This window comes from Halalkalibacter wakoensis JCM 9140 (assembly GCF_000513095.1).
Taxonomy (GTDB): Bacteria; Bacillota; Bacilli; order Bacillales; family Bacillaceae_D; genus Halalkalibacter; species Halalkalibacter wakoensis.
This window is the reverse complement of the sequence record NZ_BAUT01000031.1, coordinates 1-16,633: the sequence shown is the minus strand read 5'-3', so window position 1 is coordinate 16,633 and position 16,633 is coordinate 1. Positions and strand designations below refer to the sequence as shown.

The following is a 16,633-nucleotide window of genomic DNA, read 5'->3' as shown; positions in this document are numbered from 1 at the left end:
AGCGTGTAAATGAGGCGATTGAACAAGCACCGATTAAAAAACTTCATCCCACATCAACGGAACATCGAAAACTTTTTGAATCTTATCGTACTAAATAAAAAAAAGCAAGCATGCATAAATACTCACCTGTTGCATGCTTGCTTTTTTTCTTTGTATAAGAAAATTCCCCTCTCACAGTTGAAAAGGGGAAATCTTTTTCCTTAATTTGCCTTAGAGAACGGACTTGAAGGGGCTTTTTTTCTCCATGGATAATTTTTGATCGCATTTTGTACTCCTATATAGAGTAATGCCATAACAATCAGCAATCTTAAAATGGTTCCGTGAGTAAGAATCGCCATATAGCCTCCTGCTAAGCCACCAATAAAAGCGGTACTTGTCAACAATGGGGCAATATCAAGAGCTAAGTTACCTTGTTTGTATTGTAACCATGTGCCTAAGATCGTTGTTGGAATTATAGCAAGTAACGATATCCCCTGACCCATATGCTCACTTACCTGTAATAAGATAACCGTTCCTGGGACCAAAATTGTACCTCCTCCTGCTCCAAATAAGCCACTTGAAAGGCCTGCAATAACACCAAGAGCAACAGCCATTAAAAGAGTAGACAATTCGCCTGATGTAACAATCGAACCTAGTGGAGAAACAGGGAACATATATAAACCAGCTAATGATAAAAGAAAAAGACCAAAAAGAAAACTTAACATTTGTCCTTTGATATATTTCATTAAATGTGTTCCCGCAATCACTCCCGCAAGACACCCAATCATCACTTGTATGCTAATCGTGACATCGACCTGACCAGATGAAAAATAAAAGCCTAAAGCGGCAACACCTGAAGCAAATGCAACAGGAAGTGCTGTGGCATGTGACTTATGTGGAGAAAGACCAAAGACAGCGATGAGAAAGGGAATAACGAGAAAAGAACCGCCAATCCCCAGAAGTCCCCCGAAGAATCCTCCAAAAAGGCCAATCAAACTCACTTGCAGTATGAATTTTTTTCGTTTATTGTCATGTGTAAGCAAGAGATTCTCCTTTGTCTACCTTTATTTGTCACTCATTTGGAAGAAATTCTGTTGTAAATAATTCATTCACATCAATATCAGATTCAACGACTCCGATATCTTTTAGTTGCGCCAAAAGTTTTGACCATTTCTGCTCGGACATATACCCTACTCCATGTTCTGCTGCATCACTACCGTAAATTAAATCAATTAACGCTTCAGATCCGTATGCCATTGCTTCAAGATCATAGTCTGGGTTTGCTTCTTGGATAACAGGATTTATTTCGTCATAATTCGTTTTGTAATAGTCCCAGCCTTTTAAGCTAGCTTCTATATAGGCCCTTACTGTATCGTAGTTTTCTTCAATATAATCTTCTGTTGTGAAAAGAACATTCGCATACGTTTCGTAACCTGAATCATCAATAAACAAATAATCAACATCTATACCTTCTTGAGCTAAGTTATAAGGTGCAGTTGTTACAAATGCTTGACTCACCGCTTCATCATCAGCAATAAACGGACCAAATTGTCCAGTAAACGCCATCTCATCAACATTTAGGTTGTATGCACTTTGAATGTACTCCCAGTACATCACCCCTGGAGCAACGTAAACCGTTCTTCCATCTAAATCAGGAAAATCACTTATTGGTGTATCCTTGTGAAACAATAAAATTTGTGGGTTTGATTGTAAGATAGCAGCTAAACCTACAACTGGAATTCCTTGATCACGCGCGGCGATAAGTGCATCAGCAGGTGCCATTCCAAAGTCGGCCTCTCCAGATGCAACAATTTGAACAGCTGAAACTTGTGGCCCTCCTGATTCAATTGTCATTTCTAATCCCGCTTCCTCGTAAAATCCTTTTGCTAAAGCTGCATATTGTCCTCCATGGTCTGGCTGAGCAAACCAAGATGTAATTTGTTTTATTTCGGTTAATTCTTCCGTCACCTCTGCTGTCGTATCACTAGATTCAGTTGGTTCGCTAGACTCACTTGACTCGTTTACATCACTTTCAGTTGCTCCACCACAACCAGCTAATAATAAAGAAGTCATCATTACTGAACTAAAAAAAGCTCCGATTTTTTTCATTTACGTTTCCTCCCTTTGCTCTTACAAGATACCTATAACGTAGCATTCAACATTGTAGTATTCAATATAGATTGAGAGATTTAAGACCAGTGAGCAAAATTGACGAACAATGAAGAAAACACCCAATTTATCCCATCCAATTGTAAACTTGTCCTTAGATAACGAAACAATGAATGGAACATTTCCTAACGTTAAATACCAAATTTATTGTAAAAACACTATACTTAAAGAAAGCATAACGTAAAAGGAGAGCCAGCAGCTAATGAACCATTTAGATCTGATCACCATGCAGGAAGCGATTGACTTATTGGAAGTTAGTCGTTCAACTATAGACCGTTGGCGTAAATTCAAGCGCTTGCCTTTTATTAAAATAGGAAAAGAAATTTACTTTCACAAGGAAGAAATCCAACAATGGGTTCGACAACACTCGAAGGTACACGAACCAATCGATGAAAACAGAATAGATCAAACCATCCGAATGACGACACCGGATACGATTACAATTGGGTATCAAAGTCAAACAGCTCACATGTGGAGTCCTCTACTTATGAAAAAGCTAGGCTTTTTCGAAGAAGAGTTAGCAGAATTGAACCCTACACGCCCTTTGCAAATCAACTGGATAAATGCTAAAAACGGCTTAGAACTAATAGAAGGGATGATTGCAGGCCAAATCCAAATTGCTTCTTTAGGTGATTATCCAATTATGATCGGTCATCAATTAAGTACGATATTCCCTAATTTCAACCCTGTTCTCCTCGCCTTTGACGGAAAAACGTCTCAAAGTGAAGGAATCTCACTTGTTATCCCTAAAGATCTTCATTTTCACGACGTAACCGATTTACATGGTCACACCCTTGCTACTGTTACGAATTCCAGTGCTGGGCACCGATTAAATCGACTTCTTTCAGGGATAAACGCAACATGTGAAGTCATTAATCAAGACATGAACTTAAGTTATTCGAACATTATTGAAAGAGGTGTCGGAGTAAGTGTAATGTGGGAGCCTTATGTTAGTCTTTCTGAATTACAAGGAGCTGCTACTATGCATTTTGACGGTTTTACAGATGACTATTTAACAGGTCTCGTTGCATTAGATCATTGGGCTCAATTAAATGATGACATTGTCATAGCCTACTTAAAAGCACATATGCGTACTCATCAATTCGCAAGAGAGTATCCTCTTAAAGCTGCTAAACTATTAAGTGAATTAACTGGTATATCACATAGAGTTACAACGAGTATCGTCTCAAAAGTTCGCTGGGATGCGGCTGTGTACAAACAAGATTTAGAAACATTGAAAAATTTATCTATTACAGATCAATCTTTCACTAGAAATGTAACAGGTTCAAAAGGTTGTATCCCTTATAGAGGCTATTACTTAAATGAAGCTTCAAAGAGGTTACAGTTAACAAGCGTGTCGGACCGACCTTTGGAGGGGGATTGGAGTTTGGATTATTTGTATTAGTTAAACTCTTAAAAAAATGTATTTAATAAACAAAGAATCCTACCTTGAGTTTCAAGATTCTGGTTCAGGATTTTTTGTTTGCAAAATTAACCTACTTTTATCATTCAGACTCTCCCCTCATTGCTGTTTACTCGCCAATTCAGCTCCTTTACTAGCGGACAAATAAAAAACCTTAAGAGGCTGTATCTCCCTCTCAAGGTTTTTGGGATTTCACTTATAAAGGTGACAAGCTACCACACGACCTTTACCAACTTCTTTCAGCTCTGGCCGCTCGACTTTGCAAATGTCCATACAAGCGTGACATCTTTCATGAAAAGCACATCCAGTTGGGGGGTTTTGTGGATTTGGAACGTCACCGGTTAACAAAATACGTTCTCGCTTAATTCCTGTTTTGGGTATTGGTACCGCGGACATTAATGCTTGTGTATATGGATGAAGAGGTTCTTTATATAGCTCCGTTTTCGAAGCTAATTCCACCAATCTCCCTAAGTACATCACGCCAACTCGCGAACTAAAATGTTTTACAACACTTAAATCATGAGCAATAAACAAATATGTTAAGTTTAACTGTTTTTGAAGATCCTGCATTAAATTCAGAACTTGGGCTTGAACCGATACATCAAGTGCAGATACAGGTTCATCAGCTATAATTAGAGAAGGGTCCAACATTAACGCACGAGCAATTCCAATCCGTTGACGCTGTCCTCCACTAAATTCATGTGGATACCTGTCGGCGAACGTACGATTTAACCCTACCAACTCCATTATATGATCAACCTTTTCTTCCCGTTCTTTTCTAGTAAATAGATGGTGTATTTTCATTGGTTCTTCTAGTATGCTTCGAACTGTTTTCCTAGAATTCAAGGAAGAATATGGATCTTGAAAAACCATTTGAATTTCCCTTCTATACGGCCTCATCTCTTTAAAACTTAATTTAGAAAGGTCCTTTCCTTTGTACATGACTTCACCAGATGTTGGTTTTACTAGTTGCAAAACAGTTCGTCCAAAGGTTGATTTTCCACATCCACTTTCTCCAACCAATCCCAGTGTTTCGCCTTCATAAAGAGTCAGACTCACATCATCTACAGCCTTAACCTGTCCCGAAGCCCTACGAATGAAGCCTTGTTTGACCGGAAAATATTTTTTTAAGTTTTTTATTTCTAAAATCGGTTCCATTCGCTAGCCCACCTCTTCTTCCTCATACAGCCAACAGCTACAATAATGACTTGAACTTAACATTCTTTTTTCAGGAGCACTTTCCAAACATGCATCCATCACTTCTGAACAGCGAGGTGCAAACCTACACCCTTTTGGCATCTCCTCTGGAAGGGGAACTGCACCAGGAATTGCTTCTAATCTATCTTTCTCATCCGTTAAACTAGGCATCGAGTTTAGTAGACCAATTGTATACGGGTGCTTCGGTGCGTTAAAAATTTCATCAACGCTTGCTTCCTCTACTACTTTCCCTGCATACATCACCACTACACGATCGCACACTTCTGCTACAACTCCTAAGTCATGTGTTATAAGCATAACGGCTGTGTTGAATTCTTTCTGAAGTCCTTTTATTAAATTTAAAATTTGCGCTTGAATCGTCACATCAAGTGCAGTCGTTGGTTCATCAGCAATTAATAATTTAGGGTTACATGATAAAGCCATTGCAATCATTACTCGTTGTCTCATTCCTCCTGAGAGCTGATGCGGATATTCATCAATAATCTTTTCAGCTCGAGGAATCCTTACCTTTTCTAACATATTAATTGCTTTTTTCCTCGCCTCTTTTTTGGATAACTTCGTATGAGCTAAGATCATTTCATTCATTTGATACCCAATCGTCAATACAGGATTTAAGGAAGACATCGGATCTTGGAAAATCATTGACATGTCATTGCCGCGAATCTTACGGTACTCTTTTTCTGTTATCTCCGTTAATGATTTGCCATTAAAATGAATTTTTGTATTTTGTGATACTTTACTAAAATCTTTTGGCAGAAGTCCCATAATGGAAAGGGATGTGACACTCTTTCCACATCCAGACTCCCCAACAATGCCTACCATTTCTCCTGAATCTACATGAAAGTGAACACCGCTTACAGTTGAAACGTATTGTTGTTCCTTCTTAAATAGGATCTCTAAATTTTCTACTTGTAAGAGCGCCGTCATCTCATCATCCCTTTCTTGCTGCTAGACTTTCCATAAATTCAAGCACTTTATTATCAATGAAACCTGTCTCTTGAATTCGTTCATCAAAATTCTCAATTAATTGAAACGTGTGTAACGCTTCGAAAAGTTGCTCTTCACTTGGATTATCTGTTTTTATATACTCTAATTTTGTAAGACCTTTTGTTAAACGACCCTTAATCTCATTTTCAATAGCTGAGATCTCTTCTTTTGCTGATTTTTTAAAATACAATTGATGCAACTCTAATATTCTTTCTAATTCCTTTACAGGTTCGGTATGATCGTCCACACGTAGATCAATGTAACGATCATTAAAGCCACCATATCCTCCTTTTTCCTTGACAACTAAAAGCGCAGCAGATTGCTTTCCACGACTATCACCACCAGCTTCGTCCCCTGCAAGTAATGCTTTTGTTAATCGTGTTGCCAAGTCACCCTTCACTTTTTCAAACGTTTCAGCCATAGCTTGAGTCGTTTTTTCATCGACTAGGATATTACCCTGACAAGCAAAATTAGTGCCCGCAATGCCACCAGCCCATGGATGACATTCATCTCCACTAAAGGTCGCACTTCCTCCAAATGCATCAACTAACCCAACCTGACGAACAGCTTTATTATCATCTTCTTCTGTAATAATGGCTAACACTTCTTGTGCTGATTTACCTTCAGCCATTAGTTCTAGTCCTCGACTTCCATATGCAGGGTTAGCCCACGACTGGGTTGCGATAGCGCCTACACCTGCTTTTGCCCAGGGTACGACTGAGCCAACAGATAAGAATTTTGAAGCAACAGCCACTCCTAACTCTTTTGTTTCAGGATCAAAGCCCACAATAGAAAACGTATTTATACAGTTTCGATCTACAAGTTTCATTTCATTTCCTCTTTTCTTATTTTGATTTTGGATCAAGAACATCACGCAAGCCATCTCCTAATAGATTTAGAGATAATACGACTAGAAAAATAGCAGCTCCTGGCAGTAAACTAAGATGTGGTGCCACTCGAATAAATTGCTGACCTTCACTTAACATGACTCCCCATTCAGCCATTGGTGGTTGTGCTCCCAATCCGATAAAGCTCATCCCTGCTGCAGCTAAAATCATCCAACCAACATCTAAACTTGCTGCAACGATTAAAGGGGGTAAACAATTCGGAATTATGTGGTGAACGAGAATATGCCCATGTCCTGCCCCTAATGCTCTTTCAGCTACAACAAATTCCATGTTTCTGAACATAAGCGCACTTCCTCGAACGATCCGTGCATAATAAGGGATCCCAACAATACTGACAGCTATCATCGTGTTCATTAAACCAGGTCCTAGTGCAGCCACAATTGCTATCGCTAACAATACGTATGGAAATGCCATTAAAATATCAATAAAACGCATTATGACCGTATCAAAGAACTTTTGAAAATATCCTGCAATGAGTCCAAGGATTGTTCCAAAAACTAAAGCAATCCCAACGGCTATAAACCCTACTGCTATCGAGACTCTTCCACCCCAAATAAGCCGACTTAACAAATCCCTTCCTAAATCATCTGTTCCAAGTAAATGACCTTCTGTTCCAATCGGCTGCAGACGATTGGCTAAATCAACTTCTACAGGATCAGGCAAAGGTAGGACAGGTGCAAGTATGACTGTAACCGAAATCACAAAAAGCATCGCCAACCCAAACATCGCTGCTTTATCTCGAGCTAGCTTTCTCATCGCGACCTTCCATGGATTTTTACGCTTCTGTTTTGGAAGTGATATATTTTTTGTTTGATTTTCTGCCTGGAGTTGTGTTTGTTGAGGTTCCATCCCCACCCTCCTAACTGTAAGAGATTCTCGGATCAAGAATCGCATATAAGATGTCAATTAATAAATTCACCACGACATAAGTCGTAGCAACTAATAAAATTACTCCTTGAACGAGCGGGAAATCTCGTGCTAATATTCCATTGACCATTAAAGTTCCAATGCCTGGCCATGAGAATACCATTTCAACTAATACAGCTCCTGCTAGTAAAAAACCGACTTGCATCCCTAATACCGTTAATACTGGTATGATTGCATTTTTTAGTGCATGAATGTAAATTACTTTGCGTTCCTTAATTCCTTTTGAACGAGCTGTTCGAATATAGTCCTGTTCAAATACTTCTAACATGCTTGATCTAGTCATCCGAGCAATAACCGCTCCCGCTCCTGCAGATAAAGCGAGCGATGGGAGGATTAAATGTGTCAACAAATGGTTAAATCCTGTCTGTCCAGCGGGATACATTCCTGAAATCGGCAATATACCTAATTTCAGACCAAAAACAATTTGCAAAAGGATGCCTAGCCAAAATACTGGCAAACAAAAACCAATTAGCACGAACATCATTAAAGACCGATCAATCCAAGAATACTTTCGGTAAGCTGAGATAATCCCTACACCAATCCCAATAACCGTTGCGATTGTCAAACTCGATACGGTTAAAATTAAGGTTGCCGAAAACCGTTCCATGACGAGTGGAAGAACTTCCATTTTCATTTGAATTGATCTACCCCAGTCTCCTTTGAAGACATTTCCTATCCAGGTCACATATTGAACATGCAGTGGCTGATCGAGCCCAAGCTGTACGTTCAATTTTTCTATTGATTCTTCCGTTGCTTTTGGACCTAAAATAATTTTGGCTGGATCCCCCGGTGATAGGTGCATAATTGAAAAAACAAGGATCGTTACCCCAAACAAGACAGGAAGTAACCCAATCATCCTTCTAAAAATATACGAAGCCATTTCATTCACCTCTTAAACATAGAATCACTATCTAAAGTGACGAATAGAAGAAAAATAGGTAAAGAGGAGAAAGCATCTCCTCTTTACAAAATCACGTTATTGAACATCTACATCTGAAAATCTGAAGACACCTGTCGGATGAAGTTTGAAGTTTTGCAATCTTTTACTTGTTGCAACAATCTGCATTTCATGATCAATAATCACCCAAGGTGCATCCTCCATAATCAGCTCTTGAGCTTTCTCATACATTTCTGTACGTTCACCTTTGTCTTTCGTAATACGAGCTTCTTTTAGAAGTTCATCTACTTCAGCGTTCTCATAGTAAGAGGAGTTAAATCCTGCCGTTGGCCATTGTTCTCCACCTAATAAGGCATAAAGGAAGTTGTCTGGATCTCCGTTATCACCAATCCAAGACATTTGATGCATGTCCATATCATTTTCTTCTACTGGAACGAACACTTTATCTAAATACGTTCCCCATTCAAGAGTTTGGATTGTTACATCAATTCCGACCTTAGAAAGATCTGATTGAATGGCGGCTGCCATTGCCTGTGGCTGTTGCATTCCGGAACCTGATTCAGGAACCCAATACGTTAACTCAAATCCATCAGGGTATCCAGCTTCTTCAAGAAGTTCAATTGCCTTTTCAGGGTTATATTCATAGTTGGACACATTAGGATTATGTCCCCAAACAACTGGTGGGACAGGACTATTCGCCACTTCACCTGTTCCTTGCAAAATACCATCTACAATGGCTTCTTTGTTAATAGCATAATTGATCGCTTGACGAATTTTCACATCATTAAATGGTTCTCTTTGAGTATTAAAAGATGTCCACCATACATGCATACCAGCTTGCTCAATGATCTGTAAGCTATCATCAGCTTCAAGACGTGCTAAGTCATCGGGTGGAACGTTTACGATTAAATCCATATTTCCTGCTTCTAACTCAGCTAAACGAGTTTGTGGCTCTGTAATTGGCTTGAAGATAATTTGATCTACATTTGGTGCTCCTTCAAAGTGGTCCGGATTTGCTTCAAGAACAACTTCCACACCTGGATTCCAACTTACAAATTTAAACGGGCCTGTACCGACAGGGTTTTTTGTGAAGTCTGCACCATGTTCTTCTACAGCTGTTGGGCTGACAATACTTGCCGCATGCATGGCCATATTACTTAGAAACGGAGCATATGCCTCATTTAACGTGAAAGTAACTGTAAACTCATCATCAACTTCAACACTTTCAACTGGTCCAAATGTGTAATCAGCATAAGCAAACTGTCCTGTATCATGGAAAGGATGGTCAGAATCAATTTGTCGATCAATAGAAAATTTTACAGCTTCTGCATTGAATGGAGTTCCATCATGAAACGTTACATCTTCTCTTAAATAAAATGTATACTTAAGGCCATCATCAGAAACATCCCATTTTTCCGCCAGCCCTGGAACAATATCGGTTGACTCATCTTTAAATTCAACCAATTGATCATACAATTCCATCGCAGCACGACTCGAATTATAATCAGATAATTGATGTGCATCTAAAGATGTTGGCTCAGCCTCGAGACCAACCACAACAACTTTGTTCCCTGTTGGTGTATCTGTAGCTGCATCATCTGTTGATGATTCTGGTGTTGTTGACTCCGAAGAACAACCAACGAACAACAATGAAACAAGTAATACAAACAGAAACAGTGTTATACGTTTACCTGTCATTTTGTAAATCTCCCCTTTTTTCTGTTATTTGCTAACAACTAAATTATAAAAAAAGTCTGAATACATTTTTTGCAAAATTATTCAGACTTTTTTCACTATTGTTACCTTACTGGTTTTTCATTGTGAGATTTTTTACCAAGCTAAAGAGGAAGGACAAAATCGTTAGGGAACTAAGCAATGCCCCAACATACAAGAAAATAGCTAGAACAGTATATTCTTTAACGTATAAGTAAGGAACAAGAACGATCAAGCACCCTAACGTAAGATATATAAGTTTGGGACTAAGGGAACCTTTGTGAGGAAAATCTAAAAATGTAAGAAAAGATAGGGCAATTTTAATAAATGTACCGATGTAAAAGGAAATCAACACCGTATAAAAAATAAAAGGGGTTGATAATTTCCTTAATAATTCTGGAACTAATTCATTCGAATGAACAATTGTCATGTTTTGAGTAATTGAGACAATCGTCATGGTTGAGAAGGCTAAAACAATTGTTGACCAAATAATGCCTGCAATTATTAGCTTTCTAAATCCCTTTCCATTTGTAGAACCAGTAACTTGACGCAAAACAGGAATTTGAACAAACAGCTTCGAGAAAAAAATAAGGACGAGAAGAAAAAACAAACCGTTTATCCCTGTTTGATCTTGATGTAACAATTTCGGATGATAATGAAGTAAATTATGATAAACCGTTTCAAGACCTTTTTGTAAATAAACATAATTCGGTAATAATATGGCCATCCCAAAAATCAGACTCAATAGGCTTATTTCGAACAAAGTAAGCAGCTTTTTAACATATTTCAGTAAAAGTGTAAAAAATAGTGAACCCATTATTGTCCAAAACGCTGCCTCAAAAATCGCAAATGAGAAAATCTCCTTAATTAAGATGATTCCTATAAACAGCTGAAGGAGAATTACTTCCATTAACCAGAATAAGCGCAACCAGTCCGTTGATACATTCGATAACCTCTTTTCTTTTAGGAGTGGAAAAACAAGGATGAGCGCTACTAAAAAAGCAAGTACCATCACAAAACCTGCTTTTGCACCGTATCTCAAAACAACTTCTCCTGAAATAAACAGCATGCTAATTGAAAACCAATTAGACAATAAAACTGTAAGACTTAACGGCTTTTCTTGTTTCATGATTTCTACCCCTAGTATATTTACTTTCGAAAAGCTTTTGGCGTTTGATTAACCAATTTTTTAAAAGTTGTACTAAAATAATGCTGACTATTAAACCCGCAATCTTCTGCTACCCTTTGAATACTCCAGTCTTTATGTTTGACTAAGAGTGATTTTGCCATTTCAATTCGATATCCTAGTAGATAATCAGAAAAGCTCTTCCCTACTTCCTCACTAAACAATCGGCTCATGTAATTAGCATTCATATGTAACTCTTTTGCTATATCAGAAAGCTTTAATGAATCCTGGTAGCTCGACTGTACAATCCGAATCATTTTCTGTACCACTTCCGAATGAATCTCGTATTCGGGATGTTCATGAACATAGCTTTGAAGAACAGTGACAAATTCTTTTTCTATCACAGGCTTCACTAAGTAATCGACGACTTTTAATTGAATAGATTTTTTTGCATAATCAAAGTTTTGAAAGGCGGAGACGACAATAAAATCAATCTGCGGAATTCTTGCTTTTATTTTCTCTGCTACTTCTAAACCATTACGACCAGGTAGTTTTACATCAATGAGTGCCAGTTGCATTGGCTGATCTTCTTGTAACGAACGATCGACGACTTCCATTGCTTCTGTATAATTTTGCGCTTTCTTTACAACCCATGTCGGAAAATGATCATGAATAAGTATTTCTATTTGATCCAACTCTAACGGTTCATCATCAAGTACCAATACTCTCATCTTTTTCCTCCTCTATAAATGGCCAGATTACCGTAACAATGCCTCCACTCTCTTCAACAGTTGGTTGAATAACTAGCTTGGCCGTTTCACCAAAAAGTAGATGCAGCCTAGTTTCTATATTTTTTAATCCGATCCCTTCATAGTGATCAAGGAAAGACGTATCTTGAAAACCTGGGCCATTGTCTTTTACTGTTAGCGATACTTCTTTGTTATACTTCTTGATCTCTATATGGATGAGAGCATCCCCTTCAACCATTTCAACTCCATGCTTAAAAGCATTTTCTACTAGTGTTTGTAAAAGATACGGAAGAATTAAGGCCTGTTTAACAGCGATATCCACTTCCCAAGACACCTGTAGCCTTTCACCAAAACGTAACTTTTGAATAGCAATGAAGTGGTTTGTATAGGAAATTTCATCAGTCATAACATAGAGTGGATCTTTATCTACATATTTAAAGCGAAGATATAGAACCATATGCTCAAACGCTTCTTTCAACCCATCATACCGTTTTAAACGGATCAAGCTTAGCATTGAATTTAGGGCATTAAACAAAAAATGCGGCTGTATCTGCTGATTTAACTGTAAGTACCTACTTCTTTCTAGCTCCTTTTCAAGTTCAATTTGCTTTTTTTCAATTTCTAATACATACACTTGCTTCTCAAACATATTGAAAAAAATTAACAATACAACTCCTACAACAGGACCTAATATACTGATTAAAATCATTAAAAAGAAAGCTTCATAAGTAATCATGTGATTTCGTTTCTCTTCTCAGCTTCTTTATATAAGAAAGATGGTGTCTTCCATCTTTTAAAGCAAATTAATCGATTGTACATGTTTGCCTCCACTTTTTTAGAACATCATTCGACAATTTCACTTCATTTTCCTCTATTGATTAAAATAAATTCGTATCAAACTGTTCTGAACAAAAAAAAGTGCCTGTCATTGTTGATTTAACAATAACAGACACTTACAAATCGTTTATATTTTCACAGCAACTTTCTGTAAAACCCCTCTTAACTCCTTAAAATCAACCGGCTTGGTTACGTATGCCGCGCACCCATCAAGTAACGCTCTTTTGATTGTTGACTCTAATGCATCTGCACTCACTGCTACAACAGGAATCTCTTTTGTAATAGGGTTCGATTTCAACTTATTTAATACGTCAAATCCATTAATATCAGGTAAATTTAAGTCCAGTAAAACAAGATGAGACTTGTCTTCAAACACTTTATTTATTCCCTCTTCACCCGTAGACGCAAAAGTTAAATCAATATGATGATCCATGGATTGTAGCATAACGGCCATCACATCTCTATTTTCTTGGTTATCTTCTATATATAAAATTTTAAAAACCCCCGTACCCAACACATCGGTGTCCTTTTTGCTATTTGTACTTTCTAATTCATATGATTGATTTGGCTTAACTTTTTTAAACGATACCCAAAAGGTTGATCCTTTGCCAATTTCACTTGTAACACCATACGTACCATTCATTCTTTTTGTTAATTGTGCGACAATCGCCAAGCCTAGTCCTGTACCTTCCCAATTATCCATCGTCCTTTTTGACCTATAAAAAGGTTCAAATATAAGATCTAATTCTTTTTGTTCGATCCCAATTCCATTGTCTTTTATATGGATTTGAATCTCATTGCTATATTCATTAAACGAACAGAATATGTTCACGACCCCAAATGGTTGATTGTATTTAATGGCATTCGTTAAAAGATTCATGATGATTTGGTTTAACCGAACCGGATCTGCTTCTACATAGAAATCATCAGGAATTTTCTCTAGATGAAGCTGGATATCGTGTTTTGGTGTTTCTAAGATAGAGTCTACACAATTATGAAGAAAAGACTTTAACTTGATTAATTCTTTATTCAGATTTACCTTTCCAGAATCAATCACAGTAAAATCTAGGATTTCCTCGATTAGCTTTAGTAATTGCTCCGACGCTTGGTAAATTCGATTAATTTTCCATTGAAGTTCCGCATCGTTTTCATTCATCTGGATAACTTGAATGTATCCTTGAATCGTGTTCAATGGAGTTCGCAGGTCGTGACTCATTTGTGAAAGGAATGCACTTTTTTCTATATTCGCTTTTTCAGCATTTTCTCTTGCAAGATCAAGGAACTTTTCCCGCTCTTTTTGCCTAGCCTGTTTTACTAACAGTCGTTCGTTTTTCCGACGTAACTCATCGTTTTCACTTTCAAGTTTTTTCAGTCTTTCTACCTCTGAATCAGACAAGTTGGTAACATAGCTTTGGTGATAGAAAGGAGATCTTTCTAATTGCTGGTCCACCATTAAATACTCATGTACTTTTAATAATTCATTTTGTAGATAAGCAGGCGTTAATAATCCGTTATACGTACAAATTGAGATGAAATTCTTTCCACTGAAAAATTTATCGCACTGACATTCATATTTTCGTAATTCACTAATAGACATATCTTGCACTTGTACTTGTCCCCATATTCTTGTTCGAATGCCTTTTTCTACATTATCTTCCACAAAATCATGAAGGATTTCCAACGTTTTATCGGCGCTAAACCCCTCTCCTGTTCCATAATAAGTCGTGCTGCATTGAAAAGTTATTGACTGAATATCTTCTCTTGTATAGCCAGATAATTGAAGCTTTTTTATTAACGTATAATAAAATGTTTGGTCTTCAAAAACTAAAATTTTATCCCCATTATTTAAACCATCAGAAATATACGCAAGCGCATTATTGACATACTGATCATATTCACTAAACATATATATGATATGTGCACTTTCTCTGTCAAGTAAGTTTCTAGTTAACTTTTGCAATGTAAGGGTTGCCGGATTATCTTCAAACACACACTTATCCTCCATTTATAAATAGATACGTTCTTTCTATTCTAATGAAGTTTTGTGGACACGAACAGGGGATAACGTTGGTAATCAAAGGAAAAAACTCTACTTTTGCCTTATTTACGAAAGTAGAGTGTCTTTATTAGGAGATCTCTTTGTACAATTCACTTATACGAAGCTTGGACACATAAGCTGGATGGGGGTAATTTCGTAAGTGAGCAAGATATGTCTCACCTTCTGCTGTAATATGAGAGATATAATCTATATTCACAATAAAGGATCGATGGGTCCGAAAAAAATTATTTGATAGCCTTGATAAAATACTATCTAGTGAATCATTTGTTTCATATTTTTGAGTAGCTGTATGAATAATTGTTTTCCGATTCTCTTTTTCGATACATATAATATCCTTATTTTGGATAAAATAAGAAGTTCGATCCATCTGGATTGTTAAAATAGTCTTCTCTTTTTTATAATCCAATAATCCTTTTGCTTTTTCTAACGCGACATAAAAGCGTTCTTTCTTTATTGGTTTTATTAAATAGTCCACTGCATTTAGATCAAAAGCCTTTACTGCGTACTTTTCGTAGGCTGTTGTATAAATGAACTTCAAATCAGGATTGACCTTTAAACAGGATGCAATTGCATCAATCCCATTTAATTTAGGCATATTAATATCTGCAATAATCAATTCTGGTTTCAGATTAAGATTAACATCTAGTAAGCTCTCACCATTATCCGCCACTCCAATAACTTCGAACTGTTGAAGTGGTTTTAAAAAAGAAGCCATAATATCTTGTGCATCTTTATTATCTTCCGCAATAATTACTTTAATTATTGGTTCCAATGAAATTACCTCCCTTTCCTCTGGATGACACTTGATTTATATCTGATTAGTAAAGGGATATAGTTTTTATTGGATTTCAACCATTTCTCATAATTTCAGACTATTCAAATGACCTCAGGCTTCTCCTAGTGTAACATTTATCAGTTAATGAACTATTAATATGCCGAAATTAACAACCTTTACCATTTAAACTATCTACTAACGTAGACTTGGTCTAGTAATTTTCTCTTTATTAATTCATCCTCTAACAACTTTATAAAGTCGTCGTTTAAGTTTAACCTTTTAGCCTTTTTAAAGGTTTCAACTAGTAAACGGTCATCTAATTGATGCATTCTATCAAACTCCTTTTATGCCCTATTTACTATTATATTCACTATGAACAGATTACTAAACGTCTCATCCTCTTTGCTATCTTCAATCAAACAAATAAAACTGTATATTAAGCAAGAGAAACCTTATTTCAGGTAACTAAATCTACTTTTTAACTTTTTTTAAAGTTTTGCCATTTAAAGATAAAAGACTCTTTCTCGTATAGAGAAAAAGTCTTTTAAGTTTATTTCTTTTAACTCTATGGTTTCACGCCACCTTCGCCTCACCCAGTTTACTATGGCCCTTCCTTATAGGAGTTGCTATCTTCCCTACAACATATCCTCCATAAGACCACTTAGAAACAAGATAAACTAGCAAGATTGGAACTAGAACTCCAGCAATAAACTGTATAAATAGATAAGCTATTTGGCTCATATCATTGACTGTGAGTTGCCTGCTTACCAACGTTTGTACGAATGGATGCAGCAAGTAAATCCCAAATGAATAGGTGCTCAACATCTTGATCCAAGCCGGTGTTTGTTTTTGTTTTCGAAGCGAA

At 37.0% G+C, this 16,633-nt stretch carries 16 protein-coding genes; 1 reads left to right on the top strand and 15 read right to left on the bottom strand.

Features of this window, described 5'->3' with window-relative positions; all coding sequences use genetic code 11:
* Nucleotides 1-200: 200 nt before the first annotated feature.
* Both JCM9140_RS12615 and JCM9140_RS12610 read right to left on the bottom strand, forming a co-directional pair.
* A complete protein-coding gene (locus JCM9140_RS12615) occupies nt 201-1,022 on the bottom strand; it encodes a sulfite exporter TauE/SafE family protein (protein WP_034746961.1) in 822 nt (273 codons plus the stop codon).
* 28 nt (nt 1,023-1,050) lie between these two features.
* Nucleotides 1,051-2,088, bottom strand: coding sequence for an ABC transporter substrate-binding protein (locus JCM9140_RS12610; RefSeq protein WP_034746959.1), 1,038 nt, complete (start codon nt 2,086-2,088; stop codon nt 1,051-1,053).
* A gap of 262 nt (nt 2,089-2,350) precedes the next feature.
* On the opposite strand from JCM9140_RS12610, the gene JCM9140_RS12605 reads away from it, so the two are divergent.
* The gene (locus JCM9140_RS12605; RefSeq protein WP_034746957.1) at nt 2,351-3,553 is read left to right on the top strand and encodes a helix-turn-helix domain-containing protein; all 1,203 of its coding nucleotides are present in this window, start codon (nt 2,351-2,353) and stop codon (nt 3,551-3,553) included.
* Nucleotides 3,554-3,763: 210 nt separating this feature from the next.
* Here JCM9140_RS12605 and JCM9140_RS12600 read toward each other — a convergent pair whose 3' ends face one another.
* The 13 genes from JCM9140_RS12600 to JCM9140_RS25200 all read right to left on the bottom strand — a co-directional run.
* Nucleotides 3,764-4,729, bottom strand: a complete 966-nt coding sequence (locus JCM9140_RS12600) for an ABC transporter ATP-binding protein (protein WP_034746956.1) — start codon at nt 4,727-4,729, stop codon at nt 3,764-3,766.
* A 3-nt stretch (nt 4,730-4,732) separates the two neighbouring features.
* Nucleotides 4,733-5,716 carry an ABC transporter ATP-binding protein gene (locus JCM9140_RS12595; protein WP_034746954.1) on the bottom strand — a complete coding sequence of 328 codons (984 nt, stop codon included), beginning with the start codon at nt 5,714-5,716 and terminating at the stop codon, nt 4,733-4,735.
* Nucleotides 5,717-5,720: 4 nt separating this feature from the next.
* A complete protein-coding gene (locus JCM9140_RS12590) occupies nt 5,721-6,605 on the bottom strand; it encodes a DUF1028 domain-containing protein (protein WP_034747008.1) in 885 nt (294 codons plus the stop codon).
* Between the two features lie 16 nt (nt 6,606-6,621).
* Nucleotides 6,622-7,533 carry an ABC transporter permease gene (locus JCM9140_RS12585; protein ID WP_052002244.1) on the bottom strand — a complete coding sequence of 304 codons (912 nt, stop codon included), beginning with the start codon at nt 7,531-7,533 and terminating at the stop codon, nt 6,622-6,624.
* 10 nt (nt 7,534-7,543) lie between these two features.
* Nucleotides 7,544-8,491, bottom strand: coding sequence for an ABC transporter permease (locus JCM9140_RS12580; protein ID WP_034746952.1), 948 nt, complete (start codon nt 8,489-8,491; stop codon nt 7,544-7,546).
* A gap of 96 nt (nt 8,492-8,587) precedes the next feature.
* Complete coding sequence (locus JCM9140_RS12575; protein ID WP_034746950.1) at nt 8,588-10,207, bottom strand: ABC transporter substrate-binding protein; 1,620 nt, start codon at nt 10,205-10,207, stop codon at nt 8,588-8,590.
* 106 nt (nt 10,208-10,313) lie between these two features.
* The gene (locus JCM9140_RS12570; RefSeq protein ID WP_034746947.1) at nt 10,314-11,351 is read right to left on the bottom strand and encodes a hypothetical protein; all 1,038 of its coding nucleotides are present in this window, start codon (nt 11,349-11,351) and stop codon (nt 10,314-10,316) included.
* Nucleotides 11,352-11,371: 20 nt separating this feature from the next.
* Nucleotides 11,372-12,079 (bottom strand): response regulator transcription factor, encoded by a 708-nt coding sequence (locus tag JCM9140_RS12565; protein ID WP_034746944.1) that lies wholly within the window; start codon nt 12,077-12,079, stop codon nt 11,372-11,374.
* Nucleotides 12,060-12,833 carry a sensor histidine kinase gene (locus JCM9140_RS12560; RefSeq protein ID WP_034746941.1) on the bottom strand — a complete coding sequence of 258 codons (774 nt, stop codon included), beginning with the start codon at nt 12,831-12,833 and terminating at the stop codon, nt 12,060-12,062. Before JCM9140_RS12560 ends, JCM9140_RS12565 begins: the two co-directional genes overlap by 20 nt.
* 228 nt (nt 12,834-13,061) lie before the next feature.
* Complete coding sequence (locus JCM9140_RS22595) at nt 13,062-14,924, bottom strand: ATP-binding protein (RefSeq protein WP_052002243.1); 1,863 nt, start codon at nt 14,922-14,924, stop codon at nt 13,062-13,064.
* A gap of 136 nt (nt 14,925-15,060) precedes the next feature.
* Entirely contained in the window at nt 15,061-15,765 is a 705-nt protein-coding gene (locus tag JCM9140_RS12550) for a LytR/AlgR family response regulator transcription factor (protein ID WP_052002242.1), read from the bottom strand.
* 191 nt (nt 15,766-15,956) lie between these two features.
* Nucleotides 15,957-16,097 carry a sporulation histidine kinase inhibitor Sda gene (gene sda, locus JCM9140_RS23195; RefSeq protein ID WP_081727679.1) on the bottom strand — a complete coding sequence of 47 codons (141 nt, stop codon included), beginning with the start codon at nt 16,095-16,097 and terminating at the stop codon, nt 15,957-15,959.
* A gap of 244 nt (nt 16,098-16,341) precedes the next feature.
* A partial coding sequence (locus tag JCM9140_RS25200) for an acyltransferase family protein (RefSeq protein ID WP_034746938.1) occupies nt 16,342-16,633 on the bottom strand: 292 nt, incomplete at its 5' end.

Excerpts from the sequence above, each read along its gene's own strand:
- JCM9140_RS12595 (WP_034746954.1), bottom strand. The coding sequence starts at position 5,716 with ATGACGGCGCTCTTACAAGTAGAAAATTTAGAGATCCTATTTAAGAAG.
- JCM9140_RS12560 (WP_034746941.1), bottom strand. The coding sequence starts at position 12,833 with ATGATTACTTATGAAGCTTTCTTTTTAATGATTTTAATCAGTATATTA.
- JCM9140_RS12610 (WP_034746959.1), bottom strand. The coding sequence starts at position 2,088 with ATGAAAAAAATCGGAGCTTTTTTTAGTTCAGTAATGATGACTTCTTTA.
- JCM9140_RS12585 (WP_052002244.1), bottom strand. The coding sequence starts at position 7,533 with ATGGAACCTCAACAAACACAACTCCAGGCAGAAAATCAAACAAAAAAT.
- JCM9140_RS12600 (WP_034746956.1), bottom strand. The coding sequence starts at position 4,729 with ATGGAACCGATTTTAGAAATAAAAAACTTAAAAAAATATTTTCCGGTC.
- JCM9140_RS12575 (WP_034746950.1), bottom strand. The coding sequence starts at position 10,207 with ATGACAGGTAAACGTATAACACTGTTTCTGTTTGTATTACTTGTTTCA.
- JCM9140_RS12580 (WP_034746952.1), bottom strand. The coding sequence starts at position 8,491 with ATGGCTTCGTATATTTTTAGAAGGATGATTGGGTTACTTCCTGTCTTG.
- JCM9140_RS12590 (WP_034747008.1), bottom strand. The coding sequence starts at position 6,605 with ATGAAACTTGTAGATCGAAACTGTATAAATACGTTTTCTATTGTGGGC.
- JCM9140_RS12565 (WP_034746944.1), bottom strand. The coding sequence starts at position 12,079 with ATGAGAGTATTGGTACTTGATGATGAACCGTTAGAGTTGGATCAAATA.
- sda (WP_081727679.1), bottom strand. The coding sequence starts at position 16,097 with ATGCATCAATTAGATGACCGTTTACTAGTTGAAACCTTTAAAAAGGCT.
- JCM9140_RS12570 (WP_034746947.1), bottom strand. The coding sequence starts at position 11,351 with ATGAAACAAGAAAAGCCGTTAAGTCTTACAGTTTTATTGTCTAATTGG.
- JCM9140_RS12605 (WP_034746957.1), top strand. The coding sequence starts at position 2,351 with ATGAACCATTTAGATCTGATCACCATGCAGGAAGCGATTGACTTATTG.